The organism is Azohydromonas caseinilytica, assembly GCF_012927045.1.
Taxonomy (GTDB): Bacteria; Pseudomonadota; Gammaproteobacteria; order Burkholderiales; family Burkholderiaceae_C; genus Azohydromonas; species Azohydromonas caseinilytica.
Genome location: NZ_JABBFW010000008.1, coordinates 1 through 15,102, shown reverse-complemented (window position 1 = coordinate 15,102; position 15,102 = coordinate 1). Strand labels below are relative to the sequence as shown.

12 protein-coding genes are annotated in these 15,102 nt (G+C 70.6%); 9 read left to right on the top strand and 3 right to left on the bottom strand.

What is annotated here, in order from left to right:
- Window positions 1–9: 9 nt before the first annotated feature.
- Window positions 10–993, bottom strand: a complete 984-nt coding sequence (locus tag HHL10_RS13205; RefSeq protein ID WP_169160842.1) for a Bug family tripartite tricarboxylate transporter substrate binding protein — start codon at window positions 991–993, stop codon at window positions 10–12.
- A 158-nt stretch (window positions 994–1,151) separates the two neighbouring features.
- Between HHL10_RS13205 and HHL10_RS13200 the strand changes: the two genes are divergently transcribed.
- The 8 genes from HHL10_RS13200 (at window position 1,152) to HHL10_RS13165 (ending at window position 10,379) form a co-directional block, all read left to right on the top strand.
- Window positions 1,152–2,054: a LysR family transcriptional regulator gene (locus tag HHL10_RS13200; RefSeq protein WP_375138952.1), complete on the top strand. Its 903-nt coding sequence runs from the start codon at window positions 1,152–1,154 to the stop codon at window positions 2,052–2,054.
- 267 nt (window positions 2,055–2,321) lie between these two features.
- Window positions 2,322–3,233: a 5-dehydro-4-deoxyglucarate dehydratase gene (gene kdgD / locus HHL10_RS13195; RefSeq protein ID WP_169160840.1), complete on the top strand. Its 912-nt coding sequence runs from the start codon at window positions 2,322–2,324 to the stop codon at window positions 3,231–3,233.
- A gap of 155 nt (window positions 3,234–3,388) precedes the next feature.
- A complete protein-coding gene (gudD, locus tag HHL10_RS13190; RefSeq protein WP_169160839.1) occupies window positions 3,389–4,720 on the top strand; it encodes a glucarate dehydratase in 1,332 nt (443 codons plus the stop codon).
- Between the two features lie 33 nt (window positions 4,721–4,753).
- Window positions 4,754–6,193 (top strand): aldehyde dehydrogenase family protein, encoded by a 1,440-nt coding sequence (locus HHL10_RS13185; protein ID WP_169160838.1) that lies wholly within the window; start codon window positions 4,754–4,756, stop codon window positions 6,191–6,193.
- Window positions 6,194–6,325: 132 nt separating this feature from the next.
- Entirely contained in the window at window positions 6,326–7,744 is a 1,419-nt protein-coding gene (gene pyk, locus HHL10_RS13180; RefSeq protein WP_169160837.1) for a pyruvate kinase, read from the top strand.
- 92 nt (window positions 7,745–7,836) lie between these two features.
- Complete coding sequence (locus HHL10_RS13175) at window positions 7,837–8,940, top strand: SMP-30/gluconolactonase/LRE family protein (RefSeq protein WP_169160836.1); 1,104 nt, start codon at window positions 7,837–7,839, stop codon at window positions 8,938–8,940.
- Between the two features lie 215 nt (window positions 8,941–9,155).
- Window positions 9,156–9,884, top strand: coding sequence for a FadR/GntR family transcriptional regulator (locus HHL10_RS13170; protein WP_310734588.1), 729 nt, complete (start codon window positions 9,156–9,158; stop codon window positions 9,882–9,884).
- Between the two features lie 99 nt (window positions 9,885–9,983).
- On the top strand, window positions 9,984–10,379 hold the full coding sequence (locus HHL10_RS13165; protein WP_235971422.1) for a DUF305 domain-containing protein: 396 nt from the start codon (window positions 9,984–9,986) through the stop codon (window positions 10,377–10,379).
- 32 nt (window positions 10,380–10,411) lie between these two features.
- Here the strand turns inward: HHL10_RS13165 and cueR are convergent, their stop codons facing one another.
- Together cueR and HHL10_RS13155 are read right to left on the bottom strand one after the other, a co-directional pair.
- A complete protein-coding gene (gene cueR, locus HHL10_RS13160; RefSeq protein ID WP_169160834.1) occupies window positions 10,412–10,834 on the bottom strand; it encodes a Cu(I)-responsive transcriptional regulator in 423 nt (140 codons plus the stop codon).
- 43 nt (window positions 10,835–10,877) lie between these two features.
- The gene (locus HHL10_RS13155; protein WP_169160833.1) at window positions 10,878–13,298 is read right to left on the bottom strand and encodes a heavy metal translocating P-type ATPase; all 2,421 of its coding nucleotides are present in this window, start codon (window positions 13,296–13,298) and stop codon (window positions 10,878–10,880) included.
- A 607-nt stretch (window positions 13,299–13,905) separates the two neighbouring features.
- On the opposite strand from HHL10_RS13155, the gene HHL10_RS13150 reads away from it, so the two are divergent.
- The gene (locus tag HHL10_RS13150) at window positions 13,906–14,979 is read left to right on the top strand and encodes a YsnF/AvaK domain-containing protein (protein WP_169160832.1); all 1,074 of its coding nucleotides are present in this window, start codon (window positions 13,906–13,908) and stop codon (window positions 14,977–14,979) included.
- Window positions 14,980–15,102: the final 123 nt, after the last annotated feature.

The window sequence follows — 15,102 nt, the reverse complement described above, 5'->3', positions numbered from 1 at the left end:
CTTGGTTGCTTACTCGACCGTGATCTTGCGGTCCTGGATGATCTGGGCGTAGCGCTTGCGGTCGTCGTCGATCAGCTTGCCGAAGGCCGCCGGCGTGCCGGCCGCAGGCACGGCGCCGAGGTCGGAGAATTTCTTCTTCACCTCGTCCTGCGCCATCACGGCGCGCACGTCGGCGGCGATCTTGTCGGTGACCTCCTGCGGCGTGCCCGCGGGCGCCAGCAGCCCGATCCAGGAAATGCTGTTGAAGCCAGGCACGCCGGCCTCGGCCAGCGTGGGCACCTCGGGCAGCGCGGGCACGCGCTTGTCGCTGGTCACGGCCAGCGCGCGCAGCTTGCCGGCCTTGATGTGGCCGCTGGCCTCGAACACCGTCATGAACGAGAGCTGCACATGGCCGGCGATGAGGTCCGACACTGCCGGCCCGCCGCCGCGGTAGGGCACGTGCACGATGAAGGCGCCGGTGCTGTCCTTGAACATCTCGGCCGCCAGGTGCGGCCCGCCGCCGGCGCCGGAGCTGCTGTAGCTGAGCTGCCCGGGCTTGGCCTTGGCGTAGGTGACGAAGTCCTTGACGGTCTTGGCCGGCACGTTGGGGTTGACCATCATCGCCAGCGGCAGCTCGGCCACCAGCGACACCGGCGCGAAGGCCTTGTTGGCGTCGTAGGGCAGCTTCTTGTAGAGCGCCGGGTTGATGGCCTGGGTGCCGATATTGCCCATCAGCAGCGTGTGGCCGTCGGGCTTGGCCTTGGCCACCATGTCCGCGCCGATCTGGCCGGCGGCGCCGCCCTTGTTCTCGACCACCACGGTCTGGCCCCAGCGGCGGCTGAGCTGCTCGGCCACGATGCGCGCGCCGGTGTCGGTGCCGCCGCCGGGCGGAAAGGGCACCACGATGGTCACCGGCCGGCTCGGCCAGCTGCCGGGCTGCGCCGCCGCGGGCGCCGTGGCGACGGCAGACACCGCCACCGCGAGCAGCGGCAGCACGAAATGGGGCTTCAACATCTTGTCTCCTGTCTGGATGCCGCGAGGGCGGGTCGCGCTCTGTGCGGGTCCGGCGGGCAGGGCGCGCCGCGGACCCCGGCGTCTGAAAACCAGTCTAGGAAGACGATCTATAAAGGTCCAAGCTTAAATTTGGATCATTCGATGCAACTCTTGGATTGATGATGGACCTGTTCCAGTTGCGCTGCTTCGTGGCCGTGTCGGAGGAGCTGCACTTCGGCAAGGCAGCCACGCGGCTGCACATGACCCAGCCGCCGCTGAGCCGCCAGATCCAGCTGCTGGAGGAGTCGGTGGGCGCGCGGCTGCTGGAGCGCACCAGCCGCAGCGTGCGCCTGACCTCGGCCGGGGCGGCGCTGTACCCCGACGCGCTGAAGATCCTGCGGCTGGCCGATGACGCTGCAACGGCCGCGCGGCTCACGGCCCGGGGCGACACCGGCCGGGTCGTGGTCGGCTACACCGCGGTGGCCGGCTACGTGCTCATCCCGACCCTGCTGAAGCTCGCGCGCGAGGCGCTGCCGGGCATCGACATCGTGCTGGAGGAGATGGTGTCGGCGGAGCAGTTCCGCGCGCTGGCCGCCGAGGCGCTGGACCTGGCTTTCGTGCGACCCATGCACTCGGAGGCCGAGCTGGACTACCACTGCGTGGTGCGCGAGCCCATGCAGCTGGCCCTGCCCGCGGACCACCCGCTGGCGCGCCGGCGCCGCATCGCGCTGGACGACCTGGCCGGGCAGCCGCTGGTGATGTACTCCGAGAAGGAGGGCAAGTACTTCCACGACAAGATCAAGTCGCTGTTCGTGGCCACGGGCGTGCAGCCGCACTACGTGCACCACATCGGGCAGACGCACACGATCATGGCCCTGGTGCAGGCCGGCATCGGCCTCGCCATCGTGCCGGCCTCGGCGAAGCACGTGCGCTTCGAGAACGTGACGTTCCGCGACCTCTGGCGCCAGGACGTCGTGGCCGAGATCTACCTGGCGTGGCGCCGTGCCGGGCGCAACCCGGCGCAGCAGCGGCTGCGCGAGTTCATCGTCGAGCACCTGACCGGCGCGGCGGCCAGCGGCTGAGCGGATGACATGCGGGCCATCAGTGCCCCAGTCATCGTACAACTTCGTTCATATTGATCCATCTCGGACCGCTGCTCTCAGCTTGACTGAGGTATGGACCGGAGGGTCGAATGCCATGCCACAGAGCTGATTCGGGCAAGCTGGATACGTATGCACCGGTGCGTCTACGTGTTTTCCGTAGCAAACCGGCATTGCATGTTGTACGATGACATACAACGCAGCTGAACAATGCGTTCTGGCACTCGAACCAAGCCCACCGGAGAACCCATGTCCCCGCAAGAACTCAAGTCCGCCCTGCAATCCGGCCTGCTGTCCTTCCCGCTGACCGACTTCGACAGCGAGCTGCGCTTTGATGCCCGCAGCTATGCCGCACGCCTGGAGTGGCTCATGCCCTATGGCGCCACGGTGCTGTTTGCCGCCGGCGGCACGGGCGAGTTCTTCTCGCTGGAGCCGGGCGAGTTCTTCGACGTGGTCAAGGTGGCTGCCGACACCTGCCGTGGCCGCGTGCCCATCATTGCCGGCGCCGGCGGCGGCACCACGCTGGCGGTGCAGTACGCGCAGGCGGCCGAGCGAGCCGGCGCGCAGGGCATCCTGTTGCTGCCGCACTACCTCACCGAGGCCACCCAGGAAGGCCTGGTCAAGCATGTCGAGGCCGTGTGCAAGAGCGTCAAGATCGGCGTGGTGGTCTACAACCGCGGCAGCTGCCGCTACAGCGCCGAGACGCTGCTCAAGCTGGCCGAGCGCTGCCCGAACCTGATCGGCTTCAAGGACGGTATCGGCGACATCGAGGCCTTCGTGACCGTGCGCCAGAAGCTGGGTGACCGCTTCGCCTACCTGGGCGGCCTGCCCACGGCCGAAGTGTTCGCCGGTGCCTACAAGGCCATGGGCTGCCCGGTGTACTCCTCGGCGGTGTTCAACTTCATCCCGCGCACGGCCATCGAGTTCTACAACGCGCATGCCGCGGGCGACACCGCCACCACCGGTCGCCTGATCAACGAGTTCTTCCTGCCCCTGGTGGAGCTGCGCAACCGCGGCAACGGCTACGCGGTGAGCCTGGTCAAGGCCGGCGCCACCATCGTCGGACACAGCGCCGGCCCCGTGCGCCCGCCGCTGTCCGAGCTCAAGCCGGCGGAATTCGATCAGCTGCAGGCGCTCATCGCCCGCCTGGGCCCGCAGTAAGGGCCCGCGGCCGCCGTGGCGCCCCCGGGGAGCCCGGCAGCCGGGCCAGCGGTCCCGATCCAGGCCCGCATGATCACGGCGGACTGACCCCCGCACTTTCTGCCTCTTCGGCCCTCTCCCTTGCGGCCGGGGAGGGTGCCAGCCCCTTCTTCGCCATGTCCATCTCCACCCCCACCGTCACTTCCCTGCGGGCCATTCCCGTCGCCGGTCGCGACAGCATGCTGCTCAACCTCAGCGGCGCGCATGCCCCGTACTTCACGCGCAACCTGCTCGTGCTCACCGACAGCGCCGGGCGCACCGGCGTGGGCGAGGTCCCCGGCGGCGAGGCCATCCGCCAGACGCTCGAAGACGCGCGCGAGCTGGTCGTGGGCCGCAAGCTCGGCGACTGGCAGGCCGTGCTCACCGAGATCCGCACCCGCTTCGCCGACCGCGACGCCGGCGGGCGGGGGCTGCAGACCTTCGATTTGCGCACCACCATCCACGCCGTCACGGCCGTGGAGTCGGCGCTGCTGGACCTGCTGGGCCAGGAGCTGGAAGTGCCGGTGTGCGCGCTGCTGGGCGAGGGCCAGCAGCGCGACGCGGTGCCGATGCTGGGCTACCTGTTCTACATCGGCGACCGCAACAAGACCGATCTGCCCTACGACAGCGCGCCCGACGCCGACGACGAGTGGCTGCGCATCCGCCACGAGGCGGCGATGACGCCCGAAGCCGTGGTGAAGCTGGCCGAGGCCGCGCAGGCGCGCTACGGCTTCCAGGACTTCAAGCTCAAGGGCGGCGTGCTGCGCGGCGAGGAGGAGGTCGAGGCCATCAAGGCGCTCAAGGCGCGCTTTCCGGATGCGCGCATCACGCTCGACCCCAACGGCGGCTGGCTGCTGAAAGACGCGATCCGCCTCATGCGCGACATGCACGGCGTGCTGGCCTATGCCGAGGACCCCTGCGGCGCCGAGGGCGGCTTCTCCGGCCGCGAGGTGATGGCCGAGTTCCGCCGCGCCACCGGGCTGCCCACGGCCACCAACATGATCGCCACCGACTGGCGCCAGTTCGTGCACTCGCTGGTGCTGCAGTCGGTGGACATCCCGCTGGCCGACCCGCACTTCTGGACCATGCAGGGCGCCGTGCGCGTGGGCCAGACCTGCCGCGATTTCGGCCTGACCTGGGGCTCGCACTCCAACAACCACTTCGACGTCTCGCTGGCGATGTTCACGCACGCCGCCGCCGCGGTGCCGGGCCGGGTGACGGCCATCGACACGCACTGGATCTGGCAGGACGGGCAGTTCCTGACCAAGCAGCCGCTGCGCATCGTCGGCGGCGAGGTGGCGGTGCCGAAGAAGCCGGGCCTGGGCGTGGAGCTGGACATGGACGCCGTGATGAAGGCCAACGCGCTGTACCAGCAGCACGGGCTGGGCGCGCGCGACGACGCCATCGCCATGCAGTACCTGATCCCGGGCTGGACCTTCGACAACAAGCGGCCCTGCCTGGTGCGCTGAGACTCCGGCCAGACAAACATCCAAGGAGAAAGCATGTTCAAGAACCTCATCGGGGGCGAGTGGGTAGACGGCGCCGCTGTCAGCCGCAACATCAACCCGTCGGACACGCGCGACGTGGTGGGCGAGTACGCGCAGGCCGACGCCGCGCAGGCGCGCCAGGCCATCGCCGCCGCACATGCCGCCGCGCCGGCCTGGGGCCTGTCCACGCCGCAGCAGCGCTTCGACATCCTCGACGCCGCCGGCAGCGAGATCCTGGCCCGCAAGGCCGAGCTGGGCGACCTGCTGGCGCGCGAAGAGGGCAAGACGCTGCCCGAGGCCATCGGTGAAGTCGTTCGCGCCGGCAACATCTTCAAGTTCTTCGCGGGCGAGGCGCTGCGGGCCTCGGGCGACGTGGTCGCTTCCGTGCGGCCCGGTGTGGGCGTGGAGGTGACGCGCGAGCCCGTCGGCGTGGTGGGTTTGATCACGCCCTGGAACTTCCCGATCGCGATTCCCGCCTGGAAGATCGCCCCGGCGCTGGCCTTCGGCAACAGCGTGGTGCTCAAGCCGGCCGACCTGGTACCGGGCTCGGCCTGGGCGCTGGCCGACATCCTGCATCGCGCCGGGCTGCCGGCGGGCGCGTTCAACCTGGTGATGGGCCGCGGCTCCGTGGTGGGCCAGGCGCTGCTGGACGACGCGCGCGTCAACGCCATCAGCTTCACCGGCTCCGTGGGCACGGGCAGGCAGGTGGCGGCCGCTTGCGTGGCGCGCATGGCGAAATTCCAGCTGGAGATGGGCGGCAAGAACCCGTTCATCGTGCTGGACGACGCCGACCTGGACGTGGCCGTGAGTTGCGCCGTCAACAGCGGCTTCTTCTCCACCGGCCAGCGCTGCACGGCGTCGAGCCGCGTCATCGTCACCGAAGGCATCCACGACCGCTTCGTGGCCGCCATGGTCGAGAAGATGAAGGGCATCAAGGTCGGCGACGCCCGCAAGCAGGGCACCGACATCGGCCCCGTGGTCGACGAGAAGCAGCTGGCGCAGGATCTGGAGTACGTGGCCATCGGCAAGGCCGAGGGCGCGCGGCTGGCCGCCGGCGGCGAGGCCCTGGGCCGCAACGCCGACGGCGCCCCGGGCTTCTACATGACGCCCGCGTTGTTCACCGACACGGCGCCGCAGATGCGCATCAACACCGAGGAGATCTTCGGCCCGGTGGTGAGCGTCAGCCGCGTCAAGGACTACGACGCGGCGCTGGCCCTGGCCAACGACACGCCCTTCGGCCTGGCCTCGGGGCTGTGCACCACCAGCCTCAAGCACGCCACGCACTTCAAGCGCCACGCGCAGGCCGGCATGACCATGGTGAACCTGCCCACCGCGGGTGTGGACTACCACGTGCCCTTCGGCGGCCGCAAGGGCTCCAGCTACGGCCCGCGTGAGCAGGGCCGCTACGCGGCGGAGTTCTTCACCACGGTGAAGACCTCGTACACGCAAGCCTGATCCGTTTGGCCGCGCCACGCCGGGGGATGCCTCCCGGTGCGGCGCGGTGTTTGTCTGCTGCCGGTTCCACGCCGGCCCAAGCGAACGACCGCCAGGCTGTCGGCATCGACGGGCCGGGCATGGAGCTGCCCGATGCAACGCCACTGCAACGCCAAGATCGTCGCCACGCTGGGCCCATCCAGCGCGGATCGCGCCACCATCGAGGCGCTGGTGCACGCCGGAGCCGATGTGTTCCGGCTCAACTTCAGCCACGGCACGCATGAGGACCACCGGCAGCGCCTGGACCTCATCCGCGCCATCGAGCGCGACGTGGGCCGGCCCATCGGCGTGCTGCTGGACCTGCAAGGGCCCAAGCTGCGCATCGGCACGCTGGCGAACGGCCCGGTCGAGCTCGTCGAGGGGGCCGCCTTCCGGCTGGACCTGGAGCGTGAGCGCCCGGGCGACGCTACCCGCGTGCCCCTGCCGCATCCCGAGATCTTTGCCGCCCTGGCCGAGGGCGCCGAGCTGCTGATCGACGACGGCCGCCTGCGCCTGAAGGTGGTGACGCTGGGCGAGGGCTTTGCCGACACCGTGGTGCTCAACGGCGGCAAGCTGTCGGACCGCAAGGGCGTCAACGTGCCCGGCGTGGTGCTGCCGCTGTCGGCCCTGACCGAGAAGGACCATGCCGACCTGGAGTTCGGCCTGACGCTGGGCGTGGACTGGATCGCGCTGTCCTTCGTGCAGCGCGCCGAGGACATCGCGGAGATCAAGGCCATCGTGCAGGGCCGCGCCGGCATCGTCGCCAAGATCGAGAAGCCCGCGGCGCTGGAGTGCTTCGATGCCATCCTGGCGCAGACCGACGCGGTGATGGTCGCGCGCGGCGACCTGGGTGTGGAGATGCCCGCCGAAGCCGTGCCCGCCATCCAGAAGCGCCTGGTGCACGCCTGCCGCCGCGCGGGCAAGCCGGTGATCGTGGCGACGCAGATGCTGGAGTCGATGGTCGGCGCCCCGGTGCCCACGCGCGCCGAGGCCTCGGACGTGGCCACCGCCATCTATGACGGCGCCGATGCGGTGATGCTCTCGGCCGAGTCCGCCTCGGGCCGCTACCCGGTGGAGTCGGTGGCGATGATGGACCGCATCATCGCCCGCACCGAGGCCGACCCGCAGTACCGCCAGCTCATCGACGCCTCGCACACGCCGCCGCGCGCCAACACGGCCGAGGCCATCGGCTGGGCCGCTCGCTCGGTGGCCGGGCTGCTCGACGTGGCGGCGGTCGTCGCCTACACCAGCTCCGGCCCCTCGGCCTTGCGCATGGCGCGCGAGCGGCCGCGCGCGCCCATCGTCGGCATGACGCCGCGGCGTGCCACCGCGCGGCGGCTGGCGCTGGTGTGGGGTGTGCACGCCGTGCTGTGCCACGACGTGATGGACGTGCCCGAGATGACCGAAACGGCCGTGGCCACCGTCAAGGAGCTGGGCCTGGCCGCGGCGGGGCAGACCATCGTCATCGCCGCCGGCATGCCCTTCGGCAAGGCCGGCACCACCAACCTGCTGCGCATCGCGCTGGTGGAGTGACGTTGAGGGCGCACTTTCGCCGCTGCCGAATGACAACCCACCGCGCGGCCGCAGCCGCATTCCACGAACGACAACAGCAGGAGACAACAACCATGTTCGAACAGCACACCGCACGCCGCCGAGGCTTCCTGAAGACCCTGGCCGGCACCGGCCTGGCGACGCTGGGCGGCGGCGCGCTGGCGCAGGCCATTCCCTTCACGCCCAACGCCCGCTACCCCGACCCGGCGGTGCAGATCCTCGACCCGAGCTTCGCCAAATACCGCATCTACAGCAGCAGCGTGGAGCAGGTGGCCACGGGCCTGCGCTGGGCGGAGGGGCCGGCGTACTTCCCGGAAGGCGGCTACCTGCTGTTCAGCGACATCCCGAACAACCGGATCATGAAGTTCGACGAGAAGACGGGCACCACCACCGTCTTCCGCAACAACGTCAACTACACCAACGGCAACGCGCGCGACCGGCAGGGGCGCCTGCTGTCCTGCGAGCATTCGGTGACACGCCGCGTGGTGCGCACCGAGAAGAACGGCAAGCTCAGCGTGCTGGCCGACAGCTTCGAGGGCAAGAAGCTCAACGCGCCCAACGACATCGTGGTCAAGTCCGACGACAGCATCTGGTTCACCGACCCGCTGTTCGGCATCAACGGCGAGTGGGAAGGCTTCAAGGCGCAGCGCGAGCAGGCCAACACCAACGTGTTCCGCATCGGCCCGGACGGCCGGCTCACGGCCGTCATCACCGACCTGGTCAACCCCAACGGCCTGGCCTTCTCGCCCGACGAGAAGAAGCTCTACGTGGTGGAGTGGAAGGGCTCGCCCAACCGCAGCATCTGGAGCTATGACGTGGGCGCGGACGGCGTGAGCCTGTCCAACAAGACCAAGCTCATCGACGCCGCCGACCAGGGCGCGCTGGACGGCTTCAAGGTGGACCGCGACGGCAACCTGTGGTGCGGCTGGGGCAGCAACGGCGCCCTCGATGCCGAGCCCACCGACGCGGGCGGGCGCAAGGTCTACCAGCTCAAGGGCCGCTCCGAGGACCTGGACGGCGTGATGGTGTTCAGCCCGCAGGGCAAGCCGCTGGCGTTCATCCGGCTGCCCGAGCGCTGCGCCAATCTCGCCTTCGGCGGGCCGAAGAACAACCGGCTCTACATGGCCAGCTGCCACTCGGTCTACGCGCTGTACGTGGAGGCGCACGGCGCCGTCTGACGCCGCAGTGACGCCGGGAACGCAAAGGCACCGGCGCTATGGGTGGTACGCATTCACCACATGCTCCGTTCCGGGCAAGGCTCTAGGCTTCGGCCCAGCATGAGCCGACGTCTGCTGCCGGAACCGCCATGGACACTGCACCCCTTGCCACCTCACTGCCGCACCTTCTCGACGTTGGAACCCATGGCGGTTCCCGGGCCCGCCATGGGGCGGTCGTGCCCTCCGCGACCGTGGCCGACGAGCGGCTGCAGGACCCGGAGGCGGGCACGCTGGCCGACCAGATCCATGCCCGCATGGTGGAGGCGATCCTGTGCGGCGACTTTCCGCGCGGCAGCCGGCTGCCCACCGAGTGGGAGCTGGCCAGCCGCTTCGGCGTGGCGCGCTCCACGGTGCGCGAGGCGCTGTCGCGCCTGCGCTCGGACGGGATCATCGAGACGCGGCGCGGCTCGGGCAGCCACGTGGTGGGGGCGCCGGCCGCCGCCGGCGTGACCACGCCGCCGATCCACAGCCTGGCTGACGTCGAGCGCTTCTACGCTTTCCGCAGCTGCGTCGAGGCCGGCGCCGCGGCGGCGGCGGCCGAGTGCTGTTGCCCCGAGGAGCTGGGTGCGATCCGCGCCGGCCTGGAGGCCCTGCGCCAGGCCATGGAGCGCGGCCGGCCCAGCGCCGAGGCGGACACGCAGTTCCACGTCGCCATCGCGCGGGCCTCGCACAACCCCTTCTTCATCACCACGCTCACCACCGTGGTGCCGGTGCGGCAGTTCGTGGACGTGTTCAGCACCGCCATCGACAAGCGCACCCCCGGCCACCTGCGCACCACCCATGCCGAGCATGAGGCGGTCTTCAACGCCATCGCGCGGCGCTCGCCCGCCGAAGCCGAGCAGGCCATGCGCGTGCACGTGCTCAATACCAAGGTCCGCCTGCTGGAGAGCATGCGCCTGCCCTGAGGCCGCATCCCCCGGCCACGGGCGCGAACCGTGCCCGGCTGGCCGACGGGAACGCGCCTTGCCCGCGCCCCGGCTCCCATCACTCTGCGGGAGACCGTCATGGCGCAGCGCTCGAACCTTCGTCGTCACTTGGGTGCCCTGGCCCTGTGCAGCCTGTGCGCCCTGGGGCTGGGCATGGCCCATGCGCAGCAGGGCACGGGCTCGGGCGGCATGGGCCCTGGCGGCGGGCCGGGTGGCATGCACGGCGGCGCCGGCGACATGCACGGCGCCATGGCACGTGGCATGGAGGAGATGCGGCAGATGCAGCCCACCGGCGACGCCGACCGGGACTTCGCCACCATGATGAAGATGCACCATCAACAGGCGGTGGACATGTCCCAGGCCTATCTGAAGGAGGCCAAGTCGCCCGAGATGAGGAAGATGGCCGAGAAGATCATCCGCGACCAGAAGCGCGAGATCGCGCAGTTCGACAAGTGGCTGCAGGCGAACAAGTGAAGTGAGGTCAGTGAACTTTTTCGGCACTGGCCTCAATGCCCCAGGTCATCCAGGATCGGGCAGTCCGGCCGGTGGTCGCCGTGGCAGCAGGCCACGAGCTGCTGCAGCGTCTGCTTCATGGCCGTCATCTCGGCGATGCGGCGCTCCAGGTCGGCCACGTGGGCCTGGGCGATGCGCTTGACCTCGGCGCTGCTGCGGCGGCGGTTCTGCCACAGCCGCAGCAGCTCGGCGATCTCGGCCATGCCGAAGCCCAGGTCGCGCGCGCGGCGGATGAAGCGCAGCGTGTGCACCTCGCTCTCGCCGTACTGCCGGTAGCCGGACTCCGTGCGCCGCACCTTGGGCAGCAGGCCCAGCGACTCGTAATGCCGCACCATCTTGGCCGACACGCCGGAGCGGGCGGCGGCTTCGCCGATGTTGAGGTTCTTCAAATCGGCGGTTGCAGTGGCAGTGTCCATGGCAGCTCTTGAGTGTGAGAAGTCGTTGAGGCCGTGACGGCGTTCAGGCCGCGCCCTTCCAGCGCCGCAGCAGCAGCGCGTTGCTCACCACGCTGACGCTGCTGAAGGCCATGGCCGCGCCGGCCACGACCGGGTTGAGCAGCCCCAGCGCCGCCAGCGGGATGCCGACCACGTTGTAGACGAAGGCCCAGAACAGGTTCTGGCGGATCTTGGCGTAGGTGCGGCGCGAGATGTCCAGCGCGTCGGCCACCAGCGCCGGGTTGCCGCGCATGAGCGTGATGCCCGCGGCATGCATGGCCACGTCGGTGCCCGTGCCCATGGCGATGCCCACGTCGGCCGCGGCCAGCGCCGGCGCGTCGTTGATGCCGTCACCGACCATCGCCACGCGCCCCCCGGCCTGCTGCAGCTCGCCCACGATCTGTGCCTTGTGCTCGGGCAGCACCTCGGCGCGCACCTCCTCGATACCCAGCGCCCGCGCCGCGGCCTGCGCGCTGCCGGCGTTGTCGCCGCTGACCAGCACGGTGCGCACGCCCAGCGCGTGCAGCGCCTGGATCGCGCCCTGCGCGGTGGCCTTGGGCCGGTCGCCGAAGGCCAGCAGCCCGATCAGGCGCGGCATGTCGGTCACGTCGGCGAGCCAGGACACGGTGCGCCCTTCGGCGGCCAGCGCCTGCGCGCGCTGCGCCAGCGCTTGGGTTTCCACCTTCAGCTCCTGCATGAAGCGCCCGCTGCCCAGGCGCAGCTCGCGTTCGTCCACGCTCGCGGCCATGCCGCGGCCGGCCACGGCGCGCACCTGCGCGGCGGCGGGTACCTCGATGCCCTCACGCTCGGCCGCGGCCGTCACGGCGTGCGCCAGCGGGTGCTCGCTGTGGGCCTGCATCGCGGCGCTGAGCGCCAGCAGGCGGCGCGCGTCGCCGTCGGCCGCCTCATGCGCCACCAGCTCGGGCTTGCCCTCGGTGAGCGTGCCAGTCTTGTCGAAGGCCACGGTGCGCACCGCGTGCGCCACCTCCAGCGCCTCGGCGTCCTTGATCAGGATGCCGTGGCGCGCGGCCACGCCGGTGCCGGCCATCAGCGCCGTGGGCGTGGCCAAGCCCAGCGCGCAGGGGCAGGCGATCACGAGCACCGCCACGGCGTTGAGGATGGCGGCCTGCCAGTCGCCCGTGCCCAGGCCCCAGGCCAGCGCCGTCACCAGCGCGATGGCGATGACGGCGGGCACGAACACGGCGCTGACGCGGTCCACCAGGCGCTGGATGGGCGCCTTGCGCGCCTGGGCGGACTCGACCAGCCGGATGATGCGCGCCAGCGTGGACTCGGCCCCCAGCGCCGTGGTGCGCACCAGCAGCAGGCCTTCGCCGTTGACGGCGCCGCCGGTGACCTTGTCGCCCTCGTGGCGCGCCACGGGCAGGCTCTCGCCGGTGATCAGCGATTCGTCCACCTGGCTGGCGCCTTCGAGCACCAGGCCGTCCACCGGGATGCGCTCGCCCGGGCGGATCACGACCACGTCGTCCAGCCGCACCTGCGCCAGCGGCAGCTCCTGGTCACGGCCGTCGCGGCGCACGCGGGCGGTGTCGGGACGCAGCGCGTTGAGGGCGCGGATGGCCTCGGTGGTCTGGCGCTTGGCGCGCGCCTCCAGCCACTTGCCCAGCAGCACCAGCGTGATCACCACTGCCGAGGCCTCGAAGTAGAGATGCGGCGCGCCATGGCCGGGATGGGCGTTGAGCAGCTGCCACACGCTCAGGCCGTAGCCGGCCGAGGTGCCCAGGGCCACGAGCAGGTCCATGTTGCCGCTGCCCGCGCGCAGCGCCTTCCAGCCGGCGCGGTAGAAGCGCGCGCCCAGCCAGAACTGCACCGGGGTGGCCAGCGCCCACTGCAGCCAGCCCGGCAGCATCCAGTGCGCGCCCACCAGCAGGCCCAGCATCGGCAGCACCAGCGGCAGGGACAGCACCGCGGCCACCGCCACCGGCCACCACTCGGGCAGCGTGCGCGCCGCGGCGCCGGCCTCGGGCGCGGCGGCGTCCGCCGGGCGTGCGGCGTAGCCGGCCTTCTCGATGGCGGCAATGAGCGCGGCGGCGTCGGCCTCGCGCGCGGCGACGCTGACGGTGGCCACCTCGGTGGCGAGGTTCACTTCAGCCTCCAGCACGCCCGGCACGCGGCGCAGCGCCCGTTCCACGCGCGCGACGCAGGAGGCGCAGGTCATGCCCTCGATGCGCAGCGACAGCGTCTGGTGCGCGACCTCGTAGCCCGCACGCTCCACGGCCTCCCGCAGCGCCTGCAGCGGCACCGAGGCCTCGGCCTGCACGCTGGCGGTCTCGGTGGCGAGGTTGACACTGGCCTGCGCCACGCCGGGCACGCGCTGCAGCGCGCGCTCGACCCGCGCCACGCAGGAGGCGCAGGTCATGCCCTCGATGGGCAGTGTCCGGGGCGCGGCGGCGGTGGCGGCCGGGGAAGGGGTGACGACGGCGTTCATGGCGGGATTCTCTTGATCGATGCCTGCAGTCTGGACCTTGCCATGATGGGAAGGTCAAGCAGGGTCTTTGGCGTGCGGCGCTGAATGTCTGGCTGCCGCGGTTGCAAGCGGAGCAGGCCCTCACCCCAGCTCCTCTCCCGCGCAAGCGGGCGAGGAGAATGTGGCGGCGTCGGAGCTCGGGAGCGTTTCCGCGCGCCGACAGCGTGAGAACTGACGTCTTGATAGCTCGGGTAGCGCGCAGCCGCGTAGCGCCAATCCCGTCAGCCTCCCCTTGCCCGCATCGCGGGAGAGGGGCAGGGGTGAGGGCTGTCGCCCAGTGCACAACGCTGCGCGCCAGCACTCCAGCCGTCTCCTCCTGGAGCCCGCCATCACGCCCTAACGAATTGCCATGCCCTTCACCGCCGCTGAAAAACCCTGATGCATCCGATACGCCGGCCTCCCCGGTAGCCCGGTACCGCCGGATGCAGCTGTCAGCAAAGTAGCTTTCGGACGACGAAAGGCCATGGCCGATGCGAACGGGAACACCGCGGCGGAACGGCCCTTGCCCATAGGAGCTTGTACCTCCCGTGCTCGTCACGGGGTCCCGCAACCTCAGCAGGAGATCAAGATGAAGCAAACCGTCGTTGGAGTGTTCCTTTCGGAAGTGGACGCGCAGCGCGCCATGCAGACGCTGGCCCAGAGCGAGGTCGATCCCTCCCATGTGCGCACCACCCATGCCGACGGCACGGTGACCCATCCCGACACCGGCGTCATGGGGCGCGTGCGCAACTTCTTTTCCGACATGTTCGAAGGGGACGATGACCGCGAGCTGGGCCATTACGCCGAGGCCGTGCGGCGCGGCGGTGCCGTGGTGCGCGTGGACATCGACGATGACGACACGGCCACGCTCGAACGGGTGCGCCATGTGCTGCAGGACGCCGGGGCCGTGGACCTGGACGAGCGCGTCGATGCCTGGCGCGCGGAAGGCGAGACCCGCTACGTGGACAGCGCTGCCGGCGCGACGACGGCGCCCGTCGGGACCGGCGTCACGGGCACGCGTCTGGGCACGGCCGACCGCACCGAGGACGTGATCCCGGTGGTGCAGGAAGAGCTGGCGGTGGGCAAGCGCGCGGTGAGCACCGGCGGCGTGCGCGTCTATGCGCGCACGGTCGAAACCCCGGTGAGCGAGAGCGTGCAACTGCGCGCCGAGCGCGCCGAGGTGGAGCGCCGGCCGGTGGACCGGCCCGCCACGGCAGCCGACCTGGCGGACCTGAAGGACCGCACCATCGAGGTCCGCGAAACCGCCGAGCAGCCCGTGGTGCAGAAGACCGCGCGGGTGGTGGAAGAGGTGCGCGTGGGCAAGACGGTGGAGCAGCGCACCGAGCAGATCCGCGACACGGTGCGCAGCACCGAGGTCGAGGTCGAGCACATTCCCGGCAGCACCACCACGGGCGCCTTCAACAGCGACGATTACCGCAACGACTACACCACGCGTTTCGGTTCGCTGGGCGGCCGCTACGAGGACTACGAGCCGGCCTACCGCTACGGCCACTCGCTGCGCAGCGACCCGCGCTACGCCGGCCGCAGCTGGGATCAGCTCGAACCCGATGTGCGCCGCGACTGGGAAGCCCGCAACCCCGGCGGCACCTGGGAGCGCATGAAGGGCGCGGTGCGCCACGCCTGGGAACGCGTGAAGCACTGAGAAGCTGTGAACGATTTGCCTGCACCGAGCATGTTGAGCGGTACTGACGCGGCCAGCCGTGACGGTGCACGGGTGGGCCGTGGACGGCTGCAAGGCGCTCGCCGGGGCCGCCATGCCCGGCAT

Bases quoted from the DNA above. Each gene is read 5' to 3' on its own strand.
- gudD (WP_169160839.1), top strand. From the start codon at position 3,389: ATGTCCATCTCCACCCCCACCGTCACTTCCCTGCGGGCCATTCCCGTC.
- HHL10_RS13165 (WP_235971422.1), top strand. From the start codon at position 9,984: ATGGCGCAGCGCTCGAACCTTCGTCGTCACTTGGGTGCCCTGGCCCTG.
- HHL10_RS13175 (WP_169160836.1), top strand. From the start codon at position 7,837: ATGTTCGAACAGCACACCGCACGCCGCCGAGGCTTCCTGAAGACCCTG.
- HHL10_RS13150 (WP_169160832.1), top strand. From the start codon at position 13,906: ATGAAGCAAACCGTCGTTGGAGTGTTCCTTTCGGAAGTGGACGCGCAG.
- cueR (WP_169160834.1), bottom strand. From the start codon at position 10,834: ATGGACACTGCCACTGCAACCGCCGATTTGAAGAACCTCAACATCGGC.
- HHL10_RS13200 (WP_375138952.1), top strand. From the start codon at position 1,152: ATGATGGACCTGTTCCAGTTGCGCTGCTTCGTGGCCGTGTCGGAGGAG.
- kdgD (WP_169160840.1), top strand. From the start codon at position 2,322: ATGTCCCCGCAAGAACTCAAGTCCGCCCTGCAATCCGGCCTGCTGTCC.
- HHL10_RS13185 (WP_169160838.1), top strand. From the start codon at position 4,754: ATGTTCAAGAACCTCATCGGGGGCGAGTGGGTAGACGGCGCCGCTGTC.
- HHL10_RS13155 (WP_169160833.1), bottom strand. From the start codon at position 13,298: ATGAACGCCGTCGTCACCCCTTCCCCGGCCGCCACCGCCGCCGCGCCC.
- pyk (WP_169160837.1), top strand. From the start codon at position 6,326: ATGCAACGCCACTGCAACGCCAAGATCGTCGCCACGCTGGGCCCATCC.
- HHL10_RS13205 (WP_169160842.1), bottom strand. From the start codon at position 993: ATGTTGAAGCCCCATTTCGTGCTGCCGCTGCTCGCGGTGGCGGTGTCT.